The 20,605-nt window shown below is 49.2% G+C and carries 15 protein-coding genes; 13 read left to right on the top strand and 2 right to left on the bottom strand.

From position 1 onward, the window contains the following. Positions 1-44 precede the first annotated feature (44 nt). The 3 genes from GGC63_RS30790 (at position 45) to GGC63_RS30780 (ending at position 5,780) form a co-directional block, all read left to right on the top strand. The gene (locus GGC63_RS30790; protein WP_192705552.1) at positions 45-1,907 is read left to right on the top strand and encodes a chondroitinase-B domain-containing protein; all 1,863 of its coding nucleotides are present in this window, start codon (positions 45-47) and stop codon (positions 1,905-1,907) included. 281 nt (positions 1,908-2,188) lie between these two features. Further along, positions 2,189-4,585, top strand: a complete 2,397-nt coding sequence (locus tag GGC63_RS30785; protein ID WP_192705551.1) for a substrate-binding domain-containing protein — start codon at positions 2,189-2,191, stop codon at positions 4,583-4,585. A 118-nt stretch (positions 4,586-4,703) separates the two neighbouring features. Continuing rightward, positions 4,704-5,780 (top strand): DUF418 domain-containing protein, encoded by a 1,077-nt coding sequence (locus GGC63_RS30780; RefSeq protein ID WP_318781149.1) that lies wholly within the window; start codon positions 4,704-4,706, stop codon positions 5,778-5,780. Between the two features lie 203 nt (positions 5,781-5,983). Here GGC63_RS30780 and GGC63_RS30775 read toward each other — a convergent pair whose 3' ends face one another. Beyond that, entirely contained in the window at positions 5,984-6,865 is an 882-nt protein-coding gene (locus GGC63_RS30775) for a helix-turn-helix domain-containing protein (protein WP_192705550.1), read from the bottom strand. 117 nt (positions 6,866-6,982) lie between these two features. On the opposite strand from GGC63_RS30775, the gene GGC63_RS30770 reads away from it, so the two are divergent. Genes GGC63_RS30770 through GGC63_RS30755 form a run of 4 tightly spaced genes read left to right on the top strand, consistent with a single transcriptional unit; the run spans position 6,983 to position 10,054 of the window. Continuing rightward, positions 6,983-7,648 carry an RraA family protein gene (locus GGC63_RS30770; RefSeq protein WP_192705549.1) on the top strand — a complete coding sequence of 222 codons (666 nt, stop codon included), beginning with the start codon at positions 6,983-6,985 and terminating at the stop codon, positions 7,646-7,648. Between the two features lie 23 nt (positions 7,649-7,671). Next, a complete protein-coding gene (locus tag GGC63_RS30765; protein ID WP_192705548.1) occupies positions 7,672-8,013 on the top strand; it encodes a UxaA family hydrolase in 342 nt (113 codons plus the stop codon). Between the two features lie 48 nt (positions 8,014-8,061). Beyond that, positions 8,062-9,279, top strand: a complete 1,218-nt coding sequence (locus tag GGC63_RS30760; RefSeq protein ID WP_318781148.1) for a UxaA family hydrolase — start codon at positions 8,062-8,064, stop codon at positions 9,277-9,279. A 4-nt stretch (positions 9,280-9,283) separates the two neighbouring features. Beyond that, positions 9,284-10,054, top strand: coding sequence for an SDR family NAD(P)-dependent oxidoreductase (locus tag GGC63_RS30755; RefSeq protein ID WP_192705546.1), 771 nt, complete (start codon positions 9,284-9,286; stop codon positions 10,052-10,054). 73 nt (positions 10,055-10,127) lie between these two features. Here GGC63_RS30755 and GGC63_RS30750 read toward each other — a convergent pair whose 3' ends face one another. Next, the gene (locus GGC63_RS30750; RefSeq protein WP_192705545.1) at positions 10,128-11,054 is read right to left on the bottom strand and encodes an AraC family transcriptional regulator; all 927 of its coding nucleotides are present in this window, start codon (positions 11,052-11,054) and stop codon (positions 10,128-10,130) included. Positions 11,055-11,315: 261 nt separating this feature from the next. On the opposite strand from GGC63_RS30750, the gene GGC63_RS30745 reads away from it, so the two are divergent. The 6 genes from GGC63_RS30745 to GGC63_RS30720 all read left to right on the top strand — a co-directional run bounded on the left by GGC63_RS30745 (position 11,316) and on the right by GGC63_RS30720 (position 19,914). Further along, positions 11,316-12,626 carry an extracellular solute-binding protein gene (locus tag GGC63_RS30745; RefSeq protein WP_192705544.1) on the top strand — a complete coding sequence of 437 codons (1,311 nt, stop codon included), beginning with the start codon at positions 11,316-11,318 and terminating at the stop codon, positions 12,624-12,626. A 58-nt stretch (positions 12,627-12,684) separates the two neighbouring features. After that, positions 12,685-14,676 (top strand): GDSL-type esterase/lipase family protein, encoded by a 1,992-nt coding sequence (locus GGC63_RS30740; RefSeq protein ID WP_192705543.1) that lies wholly within the window; start codon positions 12,685-12,687, stop codon positions 14,674-14,676. 425 nt (positions 14,677-15,101) lie between these two features. Continuing rightward, entirely contained in the window at positions 15,102-16,250 is a 1,149-nt protein-coding gene (dgoD, locus tag GGC63_RS30735; RefSeq protein WP_192705542.1) for a galactonate dehydratase, read from the top strand. 62 nt (positions 16,251-16,312) lie between these two features. After that, complete coding sequence (locus GGC63_RS30730) at positions 16,313-17,368, top strand: tartrate dehydrogenase (RefSeq protein WP_192705541.1); 1,056 nt, start codon at positions 16,313-16,315, stop codon at positions 17,366-17,368. 54 nt (positions 17,369-17,422) lie between these two features. Beyond that, entirely contained in the window at positions 17,423-18,271 is an 849-nt protein-coding gene (locus tag GGC63_RS30725; RefSeq protein ID WP_192705540.1) for a hypothetical protein, read from the top strand. 188 nt (positions 18,272-18,459) lie between these two features. Beyond that, a complete protein-coding gene (locus tag GGC63_RS30720) occupies positions 18,460-19,914 on the top strand; it encodes a hypothetical protein (RefSeq protein WP_079910996.1) in 1,455 nt (484 codons plus the stop codon). The last annotated feature ends 691 nt before the right edge of the window (positions 19,915-20,605 follow it).

Here is a 20,605-nt window from a genome sequence, read left to right as displayed (position 1 = left end):
ATGAACCTGTTTTAGAATTTATATGAACAAAGGACGGTGAGTTTATGAAGCTTGCAACCAAAAGATGGGCTGCCATGTTCCTGATTATGGGTCTCCTTATAACTATGCTTCCTGTGACGGGGATGGCGGCGGACGCCAAATTCAGCATCCCCGCTTCGGCAGTAAGCGCTAGCGCAGATGACGGCAATGTCCCGGGGAATACGGTTGACGGGAATTTGAACACACGCTGGTCGGCAAGCGGGGATGGCCAATGGATTCAATTTGACTTGGGCTCCAACAAAAAAGCAGCTTATATCAAAATTGCATTTTTGAATGGCAGCACGCGGACTTCCACGTTTGATATCCAAACTTCTACAAACAATTCAAGCTTTACAACCGTTAAAGCCAATGTTATGAGTGCGTTGGCCGACGGCTTGCAGACGTTTGATTTCCCCGATGTCGATCCGGTTCGTTATGTGCGCATCGTCGGTCACGGGAACTCCCTGAATGCCTGGAACAGCTACACGGAGGTAGAGATTTACGGGGATTCCTCTTCCGCAGGCAGCGGGACTGTAGTGAATGTTACGAATGCAGCTGAACTGAACGCGGCCATTACCGCTGCAAAAGCAGGGACCACGATTGTACTGGCCAACGGAACTTACACGGGTCCTTTTTCAATCAGCAGTAAGAATGGGACCGCATCAAGCCCTATTGTAATCAAAGCAGCGAACCAAGGGCAGGCCGTTATCGCTGGCACTGGAGGCTTCAAGCTAAGCGGTTCGTCCTACATGACGATAGAAGGAATGAAATTTACCAATTCGGGAACCGCCATTTCGTTGTCCGCTTCCAGCAATGTCCGTATCACGCGCAATAAGCTGGCTCTTGCCGACAATACCTCGGCAACCAAGTGGATCGTGCTGAACGGTGCGGGCAGCAATAATAACCGTATCGATCATAATGAATTCGGTCCAAGACATGATCTCGGCCAAATGATTTCAATCGACGGAGTGAACGGTCAGGTAGCCCAATACAACACGATTGAGTACAATTACTTCCATGATGCGGACCCGCAGACGGAGAATGGCGGCGAAACGATCCGCGTAGGCTTATCCGGCTTGTCCATGTCGGACGGGTTCAATACGATTCAATACAATTTATTCGTCAGCCTGGACAGCGATCCGGAAGTCATCTCGGTGAAGAGCAAAAACAACACGGTACGCTACAATACATTCCGTATTAACAAAGCTCAGGTTACCGCAAGGCATGGGCATAATGACAGCTTCTACGGGAACTTTTTCTTCGGCGATGGGGCTAAGGCGGGAGTAGGCGGTTTTCGAATATATGGCAATGATCACAAGATCTACAACAACTATTTCGAGAAGCTGACTCAAGCAGCCATCAATATCGACGGCGGAGATTTCGATGCGGGACCGAACGGCGACAATTATACGAGCACGGATTTAACCAAGCACTGGAGAGCGTATCGCGTCCAAGTAACCAATAACACTGTCGTGGATAGCAAAGCCAGCAGCATTGCCGTCGGTTTAAGCTATACGTACGCCCCTGTGGACAGCCGAATTGCCAACAATATAGCTAAGGGTTCGGCAGGCCCGCTTTATAATGAAGCCAAAACCTCGAATACGGTATTCGAAGGCAATATCGGTTATGGCGCTTCGTTGGATAATGTGTCCAGAACGTCATCCGAAATCAAAAATATCGATCCTCTGTTCGCCGTATCAGGAGGTCTGCAAAAGCTGACATCCGCAAGTCCCGCCATCAATGCAGCCGTCGGCTCCTATCCTTACGTTACCGACGATATGGATGGGCAGACGCGGTCGGTCAACGATATCGGGGCGGACGAATATTCGACCTCGAGCGTTGTAAGAAAGCCATTAACCACGGCAGACGTAGGGCCTGCAGCACCTTAATAAGAATGAAGTAAATAGGTAAAGCTGTCTCATTGTTCATCAGTTGATGGATGAGGCAGCTTTATTATTTTTTTACGGCTTTGCCAATTCATTTGGTGACAAATAGACCTTTACCGCCCCCTTTTCACAAAATCGTCTTGACAACGAGGGCCTCTTGCATCATATATATTGTTATATACTGGGAATCGCTTCCTCCGATACATCAGGCATTTACACAAGGAACAGGGCTTGCAATGCGATAATGTAAAGATTAGCGTAATTTATCTGATAAGGGAGAATGCATGATGAGCTTAAGCCGTTTTATCGGGGTGATTACCCCTTATTTGGATGGAAGCTTATACGGAGGATTTTTATACGAACTAAATCGGATCGTCATCGAACGCGGGTATAGACTTCTCGTAATGAAAACTCCAAAAACGAATAGTGATTACTCCATCCCGTTGGCTACTGTACATGCGGCCGCATGGATTGTTTTCGATTACAGCTTGAACGAAAACATTGTCAATGAGCTTAAACGGCTGAACCGGCCGATTGTAGGAATTAACCACCATTCCGTGCATTATCCCAGCATCCATTTTGCCAATGAGGAAGGGATGGAGCTTGCCATAGAGCATCTGTTTCAGCATGGGCATCGTCGGATCGCTTTTGTCGGCAATATGATGAACCTGTCCACCAAAAAACGATACTCAGGCTATGTAAACGCTTCCGAACGGCTCGGAATTCCGTTGGATCCCAACTTGCTGGTCGTCATTGGAAACGATGCTCAATCGGGAGGGTACCATGTGGCCGATATGATTGTGAAAGGAGAGCTTGATTGTACGGCTGTCGTTTCCAATAATGATATAACGGCTATAGCTCTAATCGATAGGCTCAAAAAGGAAGGCTACCGAATCCCCGAGGATATTGCGGTGATGGGATATGACTATAATCCCTTGGCGGAGCATACGGACCCTGCCGTTTCTACCGTCAAGCCGCCGCTGGCGGATACGGCGAAACGTTCTATGGATCTGCTGGAAGAGGGGATGGTAACGGGATTGATGCAGACAGAGCATATCCGTATGCAGATGACCCTTCTCCCGAGAGGATCGTGCGGCTGCAGTCATGAGAATGCGAACGGGTCCGGAGATCAAGGAAAGCTGTTTCACTCCTATCAGCTATTGAACCAAAGCATGTCCGCCAACCGGACTATCCATTACTTATCTTATCGGGATGCTACGAAGCTGAACAACTTGTCATGGATGCACTCTTTACAATGCATATGGGGATGCTACGGCCAGTGGTTCAATGAGCCTTCGGAGCGCGGAAGAATGTATGTCAAGCACTATTATACCAAGGACGATATAGCTGTTCCGGCTGAAGAAGTTGTATGCTCACCTATGGAATTTCCTCCGCTTCATTGCATACCTAAGGAATTGCTCGATGATCCCGGTAATATCATATCGATCCATCCGGTAATTCCTAATGAACGGGATTGGGGAGTTATGGCTATGCTCCATCCGATTGATGAAAGCTGGTCTTATTTCAAAAGCGATACGATCACCTATTCGATGCACCGGTTGGCAACCGCATGGGAAAAAGAAGACCTTCTTGCTCAGCTTCGCAAAACGAACCATATGCTGGAGGCCGTCTCCAAGGCAGCCATGGACGCCATCTTCGAATGGTCCGTAGAGGAAAAGCGGTTCTTATGGTCCGAGCGCGTAAATGAATTTTTTCAACGCCCGCCAGTGACCGATGCGGATTTACTGTCCCTGGTTCACCCGGAGGATAGAGCGGCCGTACAAGCCGCATTGTTCGACCAAGCTCAGATGGAACAGCCGATTCGGTTAGAATATCGGATAAAGCAGCCCGACGGCAATTACTTATGGGTGGAGTGCAACGGGCAAATCATCCGGGATTTGGAGGAACAAAGGGTCCGTCTGATAGGCTCCATAAGGGATATCAGCGAAAGAAAGGGCGCGGAGGAGCTGTTGAGGAGATCCGAGAAGCTGTCCGTGATCGGTCAGCTTGCAGCCGGCGTCGCTCATGAGATCAGAAATCCCCTGACATGCTTGAAGGGCTTTACGCAGCTGTTGAAGACAAGGTATCAGGAGAAAAACATTCCTTATATTGATATTATGGAAAGCGAATTAGACCGGATCAACTTTATTGTTACCGAGTTTATGTCGCTTGCCAAACCGCACCTAAGCCATTTCAGTCTCAAAGATATAGCGCACATTATTACCAGCGTTGTATCTATTCTGGAGACTCAGGCGATTCTTACAGGAGTGCAGATCATAACACGTTTTGAATCGGAGCTGCCTCCCATCTTATGCGAAGAAAATCAGTTAAAGCAGCTTTTTGTAAATCTGCTGAAAAATGCGATTGAAGCTATGCCTAAGGGCGGAAATGTGTACGTAGACGTTGCTTTGGGGAATGCCAATGCACTGCGTGTGCAGGTCAAGGATGAAGGTCACGGTATATCGTCCGAGATTATACAAAAGGTAGGCGAGCCGTTTTTTACGACCAAGGAAAAAGGTACGGGACTGGGACTTATGATCTCCCACCGAATCGTAGAAGCCCACGGGGGTACGATGAATATAGGAAGCAGCAGTGAGGGAACGGTTGTAGAAATCATGCTGCCGCTCTACATGTCTTCACCAACGGCTGAAGCTTCATCTTCGGGGTTCATATATCAATAGCATGGGATCTTTCGAGACGGCGGAAAAAATTTTAAGGTTAATGTAAGCATTAGATCAACATGGTGAAAGGTTGAGTGGATATACTACACAGGAAATTGAAATAAGGGAGTAGTTACCTGTGAACACTGTGAATCCATCCATCACTCAACAAGAAAGAATCGCCGCCTTAGATATGATCCGCGGTCTGGCTTTGTTTGGCATTTTGTTTATCAACGCCGGGGCATATAAAGTTATAGTTGAAGGGACCCCAATGCCTGATTATACCGGTCTTAATGGTATAATTAGTTCCCTGATTGATATTTTTGTAGAAAAAAAGTTTTTTTCCATGTTTTCTTTTTTATTCGGCGCAGGCTTTTATATTTTCGCTTCACGTGCCGAAAGCCGCGGGGATAAGCCTCGTTTGCGTTTTGCCAGACGTCTGCTGGCACTATTTCTTCTTGGCGTCATCCATTTTTTGTTTTTTTGGGGCTCCATCCTTGCTGTTTATGCCGTTATCAGCTTTCTTCTGATCCCATTTTATCGGGTCAAAGCTTCAACTACAGCCAGATGGCTTGGCGCGTTAATCTTTATTCATATCATTTCCCTCTTGTTAGACATTTTTTCGCCCGAAATAAGAGGATTCTCGCAAGTGACTGCATTTGCCGGGAATGATGCCGCAGCCATTTTCATAATGTTTCTATCAGGCTTTCTGGCAGCAAAAGCACGATGGATCAGCCGTCCGAATGATTTCTCAAAGCAAATGCGAACCGTCCGGCTGGTCTCACTGCCATGCTTTATCGGAATCTCCATCTGGACATGGTACGCGTCACAAGGGCATGATCCGCATATGGACAATATCATAGCTTTAGGCGCCATACCGGCAGCGTACTTTTACTTAGCGAGCTTATTTCAGCTGTTACAGCATGATAGGATCGCGAAATATTTTCGGCCTATTGCCCGTGTGGGTCAAATGGCATTGACTAATTATTGGGCTCAAAGCTTTATAGGATTAGCGATGATCTCTCTCATGAATCTAGAGACGGTATCTCCCGTTCATATTGTTATCATTTCGGTACTAACGTTTACGATTCAAATCTTGTATAGCGTGGTTTGGTTTCAATTTTTTCCGATGGGACCGTTGGAGAAAGTATGGCGGTTTATGACCTATGGCAGGAAGCCGCTTCATAGAGAACATCATAACGAAGCGGTATCATAGCAGAAGAACCCCTTAAGGTGACCTACATCAATTTTTATATATTTAATAGCTTGACGATGAAAGGACATATCCTCCCCGGTAAAAAGACGGCAGCATATCATTCCTGCTGCATTTTAGGCCATACTCGAGCTATAATACCGCGTCAACCTAAATGGGCTTCGCCATAACACGGCGAAGCCCGTTTTACTTCCTGACTATGCAGTTCAATAAAATAAATCCGCATTTTGCTGCCGGTATTTCAGCGGCGTCGTTTTCGTGAGCAGCTTGAATTTGCGAATAAAATTGTTGACGTTATTAAACCCGACCTGCTCGGATATTTCATGAACAGGTTCATCCGTCTGCACAAGCAGCATGCGTGCCTTCGCAATCCTCAATTTCAGCAAATATTCATACGGAGTGAGTCCCGTCTGGCGCTTGAAGGTCCGGATGAAGGCGTAGGTGGTCAAATGGTTCCTTGCAGCCATGTCATGAACCGATACATCCTCGTTATAATGAAGGTCCATATACGTTATCGTTTCGGCGATTGCTTTGGCCGAAGTGCTGGACAGCTTCAGGGTATCGTGAGTATATTTCTCCTCGCTCAGAGCGGTCAGCGCTCCGCACAGCGCTTCGGCCATCTTAAGGTCAGCCGTAGGCGCATTGCGGTTGACCTGCTTCAGCACCGTATCCATATGGGCCTCAACGGAACCGGGCTTTTGTAATGCAATCGTCTGAAACTTGCCCTCATTGATGAGCGCTTCGTAGTGAATTCCTGCCGATTCCTCAAACCGGACCCATTTGATCTCCCAGCTATCCCCGACACATTCATAAATATGAGGTTCATTGCAATCGAGCAAAAAAGCATGGCCTTCCGTCACCTGGAACTTTTGTCCGCGGAACGTCACTGTACCTCGGCCTGCCAGCGTCAAAATCAGAATCCGGTAGTTGAGCCCCTGCCTTTGGACCCTGTACCCCGGCAGGCAGTGATAATGCCCGCAAGCGACGATGCGAAAAGGAAGCCGCTGGCTCTGAGGATCCGGCAGATGCAGGAGATGGACAGAGCTCGGGCTGATAATGTCATTGATAATATTGTTCATGGAGCTCATAAATACGACCTCAATTTTTATATATTTTCAGTTGATTATTGGCGATGTAATCCCATCGTACCACCCATATAATAAAAATAAAAGCACCACTATGAATCTCCGCGGAGGATCTTGCAAATGAGCATAGCGAAGAACGACCTGGAATTATTCGAATTGATGAAACGGGACCTGTACACACCGGTTATCGGAGATATTTTGGATGATTTAGGCAAATATCATCAAATTCTTGCTCCGGCAATTCAGCCGATGAAAGAGCATATGGTGTTGGCGGGACGCGCCATGCCGGCCGTCATGATTGACGTGTACGGCAGGCAGGAGAAGCCCTTCGGGTTATTGACCGAAGCGCTGGATCAGCTGGAGCCGGGAGATGTGTATATTGCGAGCGGCGGGGACATGCGCTGCGCGTATTGGGGAGAGATACTGACCGCAACGGCCAAGACCCGCGGTGCGGCGGGAGCCATCGTGAACGGCTATCACCGGGACACGCCCAAGGTGCTGGAGCAGAACTGGCCCGTATTCTCGCGGGGACGATTCGCTCAGGATTCCTCGGTACGCACCAAGGTTGTCGATTACCGCTGCCCTATCGAAATCAGCGGGGTCTGGATCCAGCCCGGTGATCTGATCTTTGCCGATCTCGATGGCGTCGTCGTCATTCCGGCGGAGCTGGAGGCCGAGGTGATCGAACGGTCTCTTGAAAAGGCGAGAGGAGAGAAGCTGGTGCGCAAGGAAATCGAAGCGGGATTGTCCAGTACAGCAGCATTTGCCAAATACGGAATTTTATAATCCGGGAAGCGAGGGATAGCAGGATGAGCGACAAGTTCCGTCAAGCCAGCTTTCATATCCATCCGGACGATAATGTAAGCGTCGCTTTATCCGATCTGGAGCCGGGGGAGATAGCCGTTTACGGACCCGGGGGAACCGCCATCGGATTCGCCGGGGAGCCGGTCAAGCAAGGACATAAGCTGGCGCAGCGCCATATTGACGAAGGCGAAGCGGTCATAAAATATGGGGTTGCCATTGGACTCGCCATTCGCGATATTCAAGCCGGAGAATGGGTGCATCTGCATAATTGCAAAAGCTTCCACGATACGCGCTCCTCTACTCTTGATGTCAAGTCGGGAGCACCTACGGATATGGAGTATCGCTAGGGCAATTCTTATCCAGTGTGTTAAATGTTGTGGAATGAGGTGGTCTCGGTGGCAGAAGATTCGTTTCCTTCCTGGAAGGGCTATCTTCGCAAAAACGGCTCCAAAGGGATTCGAAATAAAGTGCTGGTGATGTACACGGTGGAATGCTCTTCCTTCGTCGCCAAGGAGATCGGCAGCCACTTCAAACATTCCGAAATCGACGTCGATGTCGTAGGCTTCGCCGGCTGTACGGACAACGAGTACGCGCTAAGGATGATGATTGCGCTAATTCGGCATCCGAACGTAGGCGCAGTGTTGACCGTCGGACTTGGCTGCGAATATTTGCAGGCTAAGAGCTTGGCCGAGATCGCGCTGAAGGAAGGCAAGCCGGCTGCATGGATGCTGATCCAGGAGCGAGGCGGCACGATGAAGACGATCGAGGACGGCAAGAACGCGGTTAAACAGCTGCATGGGCAGCTGGAGCGGGAAACGGTGATCGTCAAGATGAACCTGAGCGAACTGGTCATCGGCGCAGAATGCGGCGGCTCGGACTATACATCCGGACTTGCAGGCAATGTGGTTGTAGGCCGCTTGTTCGACCTGCTCGTCACTTCAGGAGGGACTGCCATCTTCGAGGAAATCGTTGAAGCGATTGGATTGAAGTCTATTTTGCTCGCCCGGGCAGCGAACGAGGAGGTTAGAAGCGCACTGGAGGCGACTTACGACAAGATGCTCGATTACTGCAAAAGCGTTCGGCAGTATTCGGTGTCGCCGGGCAATTTTGCCGGAGGGCTGACGACCATTGAAGAGAAAAGCATGGGCGCCTTCGTCAAAAGCGGCTCCAAGCCGATCGAAGGCGTGCTCCGCGTATCGCAAACTCCGCCGCATCCCGGACTATGGCTGCTGGATAGTACGCCGGACCCGCATTTCATGGGCTTCGGCTACACGAATCCGAACGATAATGAAGGGCTGATGGACCTCATCTGCAGCGGCTCCCACCTCGTCTTTCTCGTCACAGGCAGAGGCACCGTCGTCGGCAGCGCCGTCGCTCCGGTACTTAAAATTACGGGCAATGAGAAGACCTACCGCAAAATGTCCGATGATCTGGATTTCTGCTCCGGTGCGGCATTAACCGGCGAGAAGACGATGGACACGCTTGCTTCAGAGCTGCTCGAGCTTGTCGTTCAGACCTGCGCAGGGCGATTGACCCAAGCGGAGAAGCTTCATCATAAGGAATATTACATCCCGTACAAATATCAAACCACAGGGACGAATTGTGAGGGATAACGATATGAAAACCGTGAATGAAATATTTAGTCTTGCGGGCGAACGCGCGCTTATTACCGGGGGAGCAACCGGACTCGGCCTGGCCATGAGCCAATGCTTTCAAGCCGCCGGGGCGGAGGTCATCATGGTCGGCTCAGGCTGCGGGGAGGAACGGACAAAGCTCGCTGAAGCCATGGGCGAAGGGGTGTATTACCGCTCGTTCGATGTAGCGGATACGAAGCGGACCGAACTGTTCATACAAGAAGTCGAGGAGACTATCGGGCCTGTTTCGATCCTGGTCAACAATGCAGGCAACCATTGCAAGAAGCCGATCGAGGAGACGACGGACGAAGACTTTCAGGCTGTGATGGACGTCCACCTGCTCGGAGCGTTCTCTCTCTGCCGCGCCTTGGTACCCCGCATGAGGCAGAGAAACAAAGGAAATATTATCTTCCAGGCCTCCATGACCTCGTTCATAGGACAACCCCATGTGATAGCCTATGCGAGCGCCAAATCCGCTTATCTCGGTATGGTGCGGACACTGGCCTCCGAGACGTCCGCATACGGCATCCGGGTGAACGGCATCGCCCCCGGCTGGATCGAATCTGCGATGCTTCGCAAAGCATTGGACGGAGACGAGCCGCGAACGCAAAAAATACTCGGCCGCACGCCTATGAAAACATTCGGCGAGCCTCATGATATTGGCTGGGCCGCCGTCTATTTGGCCTCGCCGGCAGCCTCATTCGTCAATGGCGCCGTGCTGCCTGTAGACGGAGGCGCCCTCATCGGATTTTAGACTCGAGCAACGGATGTCGCAGCTATAGCAAACCGTCCAGGCCAAGGCCCGGACGGTATTTTTTTATCGAAACTCACTTCTTCACTTCCGAAGAACCAGCCTCCCGGGCGATTTTGGGACGATAGTGCAGCGGAGAAACGCCGGTCCAGCGCTTGAACTGCCGGCTGAAGTGGCTTTGTGAGGCAAACCCGAGCTGCTCCGAGATCATCTGGATTTTCAAATCGGTGTGAATCAATAAATATTTCGCCTGCTGCAATTTTTTGTTCGTCATATATTGCCTGGGAGAAACATTGTACACTTTTGTAAACAGCTTGTGACACTGCACCCGGCTTAAGCAAAGCTGTCTGGCAATCTTGGCAATAGAAATATCGGGCAAATGAAAATGCTCCGATATATATTTCTCGATCCGATGAGCGGTTTCTACTTCATAGATGGAATTTTCTTGTTGTGCCGACCGCGACGGCCCGGATTCAAGAAGCTGCAGCTCAATAATTTCACATAGGATCATCAGGATTACGGCCTGCATGCGAAGCCTTTCTTTCACGAGAACGGTGCTCTCCAATTCCTTCGAGCAGCCGGTATCCGATGACTCGGCCAGAAGGTTATTCATAATCAATTCATCTATATTATCGAGCTGCCGGGCCAGCCCTGACCGCGGAATTTGACGGTTATTCCATTTTTGGATAGGCTGAGCATGGAACCACTGCCGAAGATCCAGATCATCTATGTCAAAATGAAAGGAAAGATAGATATAGTTATCCGGGCCGTTATTCACCACATGATGTCGCATCCCGGGCGGAATGATGAGCCAATCACCGCTGCCGAACGGGATGGCGTTCCCTTCGACATATTGAACGGCGCTGCCGTCATAGCAGTACAAGATCTCAAACATTTTATGATAATGATCACGATAGCTCCAGCCGGGTTCCGCCACTCGAAAATGGAAGCCTACTAGCTGCAATGTGCTGGAAACGTTTGGAAAACTGACCTTGTATGCCAAAGAAATATCCTCCCTCTAGTGAGTAATTGCAACTACACCATATTTGTATTATAGCAAGAGAGTCTACCCAATTCATAAATGAGTTACATTTGGTCAAAAAAAGGAATGAAAACGTCATATCAAATCATAGAAAGAGACCGCATAATAAAAGAAGCATTAGAACGACAGCAAAAGAAAGCTTTGTGTATAGTTTGTTCATTTATTAAACAAAGGCAATTAGCTTGATTTGAGGATTATCAATAGACTAAAGGGGAGATTCTTATGAAAAAAGCTCTGAAAAGCGGAATTAGCGTAGCGGTCTGTGCTTTTGTTGCAGCCGGCTGCAGCGGTGGGGTTAAGGATAGCGGCAAAGAGAACGTAAAGGCTGATACGGTCGATCTGAATGCGCCGATTGAAATTACTATGACTTCAAGTGCAGGAACCGCCTCAGACAGCTTTAATGCAAGTGTGACCAGCTACCTTCAGAAAAAATTTCCGAACTGGAAATTCAATTATATTCAAAAAGGGCCCGGTTCCTCCATCCAGGAGCTTGTGACTGCCGGAACCTCGGTAGACCTCATCTTCGAAGCGCAGACAGGCGTGATTGACGGATTAATAGCCCCGGGGCTGCAGACTGATATTTCCGATTTGGTCAAAAAAAATAATATTGATTTGAGCCGGTTCGAGCCTGTTTCCATCGATGCCATGAAATCGCTTGCGAACGGGGGGTTATACGGGCTTCCGATTAGCATGATGGGGATTGTCACCTTCTATAATAAGGACATATTCGATAAATTCGGCATCCCTTATCCGAAGGACGGCATGACCTGGGATGAAACTATCGACCTCGGCAGGAAGCTCACGCGGATGGAGGATGGCGTATCCTATATTGGCCTGGCGGCTTCTACCGGCCATGTCTTAAAGCTGAACCCGTTCTCGATTCCCTACGTGGATGCCGACTCCAGCAAATCGACCTACGGTAATGACAAATGGAAAATCGTGATGGATACGATATTTAAAGGCGAGTCGACGGACCCTCTGTTCATCGAGTATATGAAGGGCAATAACAACAAGGTTCCTGCAAAGGACGAATTTTTGAAAAAGAAAAATTTGGCCATGTACGTTTATTTTTCCGACCTGGTTGCGGACGGCCTGGCTCCATCCGTTAACTTCGACATGGTATCCGCACCGACCTTCAAGGAGCTTCCGGGAGTAGGCTTCCAGCCGTACCCGACTTACGTGAACTTGTCGTCCGCTTCGAAGAACAAAGAGGCGGCAATGGAAGTCATCAAATATTTGGTGTCTGACGAATATCAGGCGGCACGTGCCAAATTAGGCTACATTACACCGCTTAAGGATGATGCTATCCGCAAATCAATGGGCAGCGAATACCCGAAAAAGCTGAACTGGAATGCGGTATTTTACAATAAATATCCCGAAGTTCCGAAGAAAGGCAAGTTCGATTCCATTGGCGAGAAACCGCTGACCGACAATATTCCGGGTTATATCATGGGGGGCTTGGATACGAATACGGTGCTTCGCCAGGCGGAAGAAACGGCGAACAAGGCGATCGAGGCGGAGCAAAAGAAATAATAGACGTGCCGGTGAGCTACACCGCTGAAATGACGAAAATGCAAAGGGGCAGCAGCCTGTGACAACCAAGACAGAACCATTAGCGAAGAAGTTTTATTTCGGAAAGTCAAATAAAGCCGGATACATTAGAGTTACCTGCAACGAAAACAACGGCGTACCTCTGTACAGTAAGGAAACGTCCTTCGGCTTTCTTCTTCAAACCTGTGCCTTTCCCCCGAGGGAGGTGCATACAAGCTCTATCATTTCTACGGAAGAGGGCTTTATCCTGACGGAAACGGACTTTTACTATGAGCCGGGCCATGAGAACGACAACTTCAACCATTACGGCATGGCCTTCCGAATCGATGTTCCAGCCGGGGCCTACGAGATTTATGTTAAGACCGCGTCCGAGCTTGCGGATACGATGGTCTCTGTTTCCGGGCTGCAAGCCAGCCGTATCCTGGATAGCGGTTATTGGGACGCAGCCAGACTTATACCGGTCAATACCTATGCCCGGACCGGTCCAAGGGAGTGGAGCTTCCGATTCGTAACCGGCCTGCCCTACCTCGATATTGAAATTGAACCGAAATACTCCGGTATTCCCGTCGGCGTTGAGGAGATTGTCATCAGCCCGATTGCTCCTCAGCCGAGAGAGGAAGGCAGCCTTCCTACCCTTTTCCTGCTAGGGGATTCCACCGTCAAGTCCTATACGTTCGATGAAGCACCGATGTGCGGCTGGGGCCAAGTGATAGGCCGGCTGTTTGACCGGGACCAAGTTACCGTAATCAACTATTCCATGGGCGGACGGTCGTTCAAAAATGCCTATGCCGAGGGCCGGCTCAACGATCTCTTGATGACGGGGTGTCAGGGAGACCATGTGCTGATACAGTTTGGCCATAACGATGAGAGGGAGGACGAATATCGCCGCTATGGCAGAGGCTCCACAGAGTCTATGTACAGAACCTATATCGAGCATGTGTATGTTCCGGCTATTCGTGCCAGAGGGATGATCCCCGTATTGGTTACGCCTCCTTCCAGAGTTCTTGGCAGCGCAGCGGCAGGGCACCGGTACACGAACTCCTTTCGAGCGCGAAAATTTCCTGAGCTGATGAAGGCATTGGGTCAAAAGCTGGGAATTACCGTTATCGACCTGAACTCCGAAAGTATTCATTATTACAACCAGATCGGAGTCGAAGCAACGACAGCCCTATTTATGTCCATAGAGGCAGGGGAAACACCCGGTAAGACCAATGACGGCAGCTATGCCAATGGACATCCGGCCAATAAGATAGACGGAACGCATTATAAGGAAGCGTTGGCCAAAACGTTCGCACAAATCATCGCCACTCAAATGGTAAAATTGGGTGAGGCGGGTGATCCAACGGCTTTAGAGCTTGCCTCCTATTTGAGGAAGGACGTTGCCGCCGCTGCCGCTTTCGAGGATTGGGAGCCGATTTTTCCTGAATTGGCAAGGGACACCAGGGCTGGAGAAACAGCCTATTACCGGAATCAGATCGAGAAAATGCTGCAGCTCGGCGTCATGAATAAAGATCATAACGGTCATTTTCATCCCCATAGGATGATGTCTACAGAGGAATTTATTACGGCCCTATCGCGAATCATGAATATCCAGCCAGCAGCGATGCAGGGATATCCTCGCGGGGATTTGACCCGTGAACTGATGGCCGCTATATTATTTGATGCATATCATGCTAAGTTCACCGAGAAGCCGAAATATATGACGGATTACAACGGCAAACCCTCCGGACCCGCCGACCGTCATCATGATCCTAATCTCGATTCGGGTAATACGGACGTCACCTACGATCCCATGATCAGCTATGAACAGCTGACGGATACCGGTGGCATTGCTCCGAATATCGCGGACAAAGTGAAGAAGGCTTATGAGCTGGGTCTCATCCGATCGGAGAAGGGAATAACTCGAGGAAAGGTCAGCTGCGGCACGGGGCTCGAACCGAAGCAAAGCGTTACCCGTGAAAAAGCAGCCAAGGTCTTGTATTTTATGTGGGTTCTCGTGAACCCTGTGCATCGTGAAAATCATCAAATCTAACGAAGGCCGCGTGTAAAGCGCGGCTTTTTTGATCCTCGCAAAGCACCTGAATTTGCTTCGAAGCCGTAGCCCCGCTTTGCGGGGTCAGGCTGTTGAAAAACCTAGTTTTACGTGAACTAGCTAAATACGGAGGTGGGGTATGCCTCGGAGGAGTTTACGTCCGCCTTTGAAACCCACGAAAGTACCGCTAAATATAATCCAATTCGCGGGTTTCAATAGCGGCTGGAGGGGTATACCCCACCGTAGTATATCAGCAATAGTTCTAGCTTCACAGGTTTTTCCACAGTCTCTCCCCGCTTTGCGGGGTTATTTTGCATGAAGCGGATCATTTTAACCCGATTCACCTGCAGGTTTTATGGTAAAATTAGGCTTGGGCAAGAGAGTCATAGGTCACACCCAATCTATTGAAAAGCAGGTGAACCGTAATGAAAATCAGAACGCTGGAATTGTTCAAGGTTCCGCCACGTTGGCTTTTTCTGAAAATAACAACCGATGACGGATTGGTCGGTTGGGGAGAGCCGGTCGTCGAAGGACGAGCGGATACCGTAAAAACGGCCGTGGAAGAGTTGAGCACGTATCTCATAGGGCAAAATCCGCTGCGGATCGAGGATCTTTGGCAGGTGATGTACCGGGGAGGATTTTATCGCGGAGGTCCGATTCTTACAAGTGCCCTGTCAGGCATAGAGCAGGCCTTATGGGATATTAAGGGAAAATATTATAACGCCCCGGTATATGAGCTGTTGGGAGGAGCATGCCGCGACCGGATTCGCGTCTATAATTGGATCGGCGGCGACCGCCCGAGCGATGTGAAGGATGCTGCCCTCAAGCAGATCGAAGCCGGGTTTACGGCGGTAAAAATGAATGCTACGGAGGAGCTGCACTTCATTGATTCATTTGATAAAGTGCAGGAGGTGCTGGACCGGTTCGCTGCGGTTCGAGAGGCCGGAGGCGCTCGGTTCGGCATCGGCATTGATTTTCACGGACGGGTACATAAAGCAATGGCCAAGATTTTGGCCAAGGAGCTTGAGCCCTACCGGCCCATGTTTATAGAGGAGCCCGTCCTCCCTGAGAATAATGAGGCGCTTAAGGAAATCGCCAAATATACATCGGCGCCTATTGCTACAGGAGAGCGCATGTATACGCGCTGGGGCTTCAAGGATTTGCTGCAGCAGGGTATCGTCGATATCATCCAGCCGGATGTGTCCCATGCCGGGGGAATTCTAGAGACGCGTAAAATCGCGGCCATGGCTGAAGCTTACGATATCGCGCTGGCGCCGCATTGCCCGCTCGGGCCGATTGCCTTGGCGGCTTGCCTGCAGGTAGATGCCTGTTCTCCTAACGCGTTCATTCAAGAACAAAGTCTGGGCATTCATTACAATCAGGGCAGCGATCTGCTGGACTATCTCCTAGACCCCAAAACCTTCGATTACAAGGACGGCTTCGTGTCGATTCCCCAAGGCCCGGGACTCGGGGTGGAAGTAAACGAAGAGAAGGTTCGCGAAATGGCCCGAATCGGTCATGATTGGAAAAATCCGGTCTGGCGCCATGAGGATGGCACGGTTGCTGAATGGTAGATTGGTAAGCGGTTACAGATAATGTCATCGATTCAACTTCATCCATAAGGAGTGAGCTTGGAGTGAAAACGTACGAGATTGCTGTTATTCCCGGTGACGGTATCGGGAAAGAGGTTGTGCCCGCTGCAACGGAAGTGCTGGACGCCGTAGCGGAAGTACATGGAGGGATCTCATTCAAGTACTCCCACTTTCCCTGGAGCTGTGATTATTACGAGCAGCATGGCCGAATGATGCCGGATAACGGACTGGACATCCTGCAAAATTATGAAGCGATATTTCTTGGCGCCGTAGGAGATCCCGGACGCGTACCGGATCATGTATCGTTATGGGGGCTGTTGATCAAAATTCGGCGGGAGTTCGAGCAGGTGATTAACATTCGGCCGGCGAAATATTTTCGCGGTCTTGCTTCACCGCTTCTTAATCCGAACGATTTTGACCTCTTGGTTGTCAGAGAGAACAGCGAGGGCGAGTACAGCGAGATCGGCGGACGTATCCACAAGGGTGATGACGAAATCGCGATTCAGAACGCGGTGTTCACGCGAAAAGGAACCGAACGCGCCATCCGGTATGCGTTCGAATTGGCGCAAAAACGGAGAGGCCACGTTACCAGCGCCACCAAGTCCAACGGAATTGTATACTCCATGCCGTTTTGGGACCAGGTGTTTCAAGAGGTCAGCCAATCGTATCCGCATGTACAGACGGCATCCGTTCATATTGATGCGCTGTCCGCCTTCTTCGTTACGAAGCCGCATACATTTGATGTCATTGCAGCCAGCAATCTGTTCGGTGACATTCTCACGGATATCGGGGCCGCGATTATGGGCAGTATCGGTATTGCTCCCGCCGCCAATATCAATCTGAACGGCAAGTATCCGTCCATGTTCGAGCCGGTTCATGGTTCTGCTCCGGACATCGCAGGGCAAGGCATTGCCAACCCTATCGGCCAAATCTGGACGGCGAAGATGATGCTGGATCACCTGGGGCATCAGGAAATGGGCCAGCATCTATTGAAGGTTGTGGAGGATGTGACGCAGTCCGGAGTGAAGACCAAGGATATTGGCGGCAGCTCCACAACGAAGCAAGTCACACACGAAATCATTAACAGATTGAAGCGTTGAGTTGGGTGCGGGTGTCCGCATGAACCCGAACGACGCTAAAGCAGGAGGAAGCTGATGTCGGAACACTTCATGTATGTTTTTCCCTGCGATCCGCTCTTGCCGAAGCCGGATTTGCAGAAGCTGCAGCGGGAGCTGCTTCGTTACGGCTTCTGGAAAGAGCCGAAGGGCAATTGCATTGCCGAGACGACCCTATGGGAGCTCTGGCAAAGCATCGTGGTGCAGGAGCATGGGCTCACTTCTTATGCTTCAGGCATTCCTTTTCCGGATCCGCTGGATTTGCGTACCTTCATCGACGGCCTCAAGCAGGCAGGGATTGTGCCTCATTCCTACTATTTCGCTCATGACCGCAGAAGGGGGCGTACTCCGGCGGGCTATTACGACGGCGATGCGCTCAGCGTACCGGTTCTGATCCAGGAGCTGCGTGACAATGGATGGGTTTCGGAGCATTTTACGTTTGATTCCCCAACCCGCTTTGTCCCCGGTCCTCTATATTATTCCTTTTGCTTCGGCGAGCAGCTTGAGCCCGTCGGCTTTTATGACGAGCATCATACATTGATCCGGTACGGGGAATGCAAGGGGCTTTGGTTTGAAGATTACGGGGACACCCTTACCGTCCATGCAGGGGAAAACTTCTGCGAGCCTGTCACCAGGGACGGCGGGAAAGAGGTGGCCGATTGGTCCTCATTTTTGGAAGCGTGGGTGGATAATCCTTCGGCAACCTGGCAGGACCCCGATACAGGCAAGTCCTACGGGTTGTGGGATCTGGACTTTCAACATACGCTCGGAGCGGGCAATTGCGCGCTGGTCATCGACCAGCCGGGCCTGCTGAGCGGGGAGAGAACGGCTGAGCTGCTAAGCCGCTTGAGCGGACAGCGCTTCAGTTACTCTCTATGTCATTTATAGCTGTACTAGATGACAAGCTTTTCCGTTGAACCGGAAGAGCTTGTTCTGTTATAACGCCAGCAAGCCCTAGTAATGAATCTAGAAAAAATAGCATACAAGCCTGTGTGATTCTGGTAAATTCCATTGTTTATTTGCGTGGGAAATTATAAAATAGAAGTAGCCAAAATGATCGGGGGAGGAGAGATTCCGTGAGCGTGAAAATACAAGAAATTCCTCGATTCATATTTGATGAACTGCTAGTTCTTATTGGGGAGAAAACGAGGGAACGGCTTCTTAAGCTGATCCACAAGGATGAAGAAGATAGTGATGCCGCTCTATCGATTGAAAACTACATCCGCAACATTATGAATAATATTTTCTTTAATGACGATGATGTAGTCGATTTGCTGGAGATCAAGTCTACCTATCACAGACGGCGCCAGCTGACGAAAAAAAACTGGTATAAACAGCTGAAAAAAGAGGTAGAGAGCAAAAACAATACCAGTATTCATGAGGAACGGGAAGTGCTGCTGCAATTCCTCGACAGCAAAAGCGCCGATGCGGGCTTTAAAGAGATGCTCAAAAATATTAAAGATGAATCCAGCTTCGTACAAAACCGGCTGGCAGAGATCGAAGCCTGGGCCAATGATACCGAGACCCGCCTTACGGACTACCCTTATCTGGAATCCAAGCAGCAATACCAGATTGAGAAAGCATTTGAGAACGATCTTGTGTATATCATCGCTGATTTTTTGAAGAATGCGCCCCGTAACTGGATTACCCACCGCTTTAAGGATTTAATTGATAATCCGATTTTTGCCGACGGGAAAGCCAAATTAAAAGGAAACGTGCTGTTCGATTCCGAGCAAAAGGCAACCATCATTTATGATGACTATAAAATGAGCGACAACCGGGTGCTCCGCTCCTTCATCTCCATCGAAGAGAACGAGGAAGTGCAGCTGGATAAAATGTTCTTGCTCGACGAAACGGATTCAGAGATCTTGGAGCATATCATCGAGCACCGGTCGGAACGGTTTTACACGGACAAAACCATCGCATTCGATATCCGTCCGCTGCTGACGCGAATCTACGGGAATACCAGTCAGAAGGCCTACGATTTAATTACAAAGCGATTGCAAAAAATCGGCCGCTTCAGTCTGGAAGGAAGAACAACAGGACCTAATAAAGAGACCAAAACGACCTTCCTGTACAACTTATTTGAATATGTCATCGTTTCGAAGGAAGATGCGACAGGCCGGCGGTATGCCGAGATCAAGTTCTCGGACACGCTCCACCAGCAGTTCATTACGAAGCAAACGGTACAAATCTACAGTCACTTTATTCACCGTCTGGAGAACCGGCTGTCCAAGATTTTAATCTATGCTTTTCAGAAGGAGCGTCTCGATGCTTATCTGCAAGGACGCAAAATGAAGCAGAATTTTGAGTACAGCTTCTTTTCCGACCGGATTCGCTTCCGTTCCAAACGCATTGACAGCAACCTGAAGCAAATTGATGCTTCCCTCCAGGAATTTAAAGAAGCCAACATCTTAATAAATGATTATAAGAGAGTAGGGAACGGGTTTGAAATCATCCTGACCCCTGTAACGGAATCGGAAAAAGCCGACTTTTTTACAGCGGGGTCTACTCCGTCACTCATTCAATAGCATTTTACTTTTTACAATATTGACGTACTTTATCAATGTAAAAAGTGAGGGGATGCCCCAGGGCATGCCCTCTTTTTTTATCTTTTTACGATTTTTGCGTCCAGTTTTTAAGAAAGTAGCGTACCTAGCTTTTGCTTTTTACCAAAATCGCGTACCGAAAATATGCTTTTTACCATTTTAGCGTACCGTTTCATGAGCTTTTTACTAAATAAGCGTACCCTTTAAAACGCTTTCCTCCCGCTGTTTGGGCATCGAATAGAGAAAACGGGGCCACAAAAGCTATATTTTTTACGAAAATCGCGTACCTTATTATCATTTTTACCGAAAACACGTACTTCAACTTTGGTTTTTACAAGAATCACGTACCATACTTCGCTATATTTTTTTATCAAATGGCTATAAAGAAATAGATTCCGCGCTATATAAGGTACGATTCGGTTTTTACCAAATACGCGTACTCGACTTCCGCCTTGAAATCATACGTTTTTTACAATATACGCGTACTCTATGAACCCTTACATGATATTACCAAGGTTGCTATAATGGATCTTGTCGAACACTGTGTTATCCACATGTGGATAAAATTATTTTTATGATACCAACATAAAAATACCAGCATAAAAGAAAAAAAGCCTCCACATACCATGGAAGCTTTAGAAAATGGAATGCTACCAACATTCCATTTCACACC

Origin of the sequence: Paenibacillus sp. OAS669 (assembly GCF_014873645.1) — a bacterium.
GTDB classification, from domain to species: Bacteria; Bacillota; Bacilli; order Paenibacillales; family NBRC-103111; genus Paenibacillus_S; species Paenibacillus_S vulneris.
The sequence above is the reverse complement of the archived record's forward strand: the minus strand, read 5'-3'. Positions and strand labels throughout refer to the sequence as shown.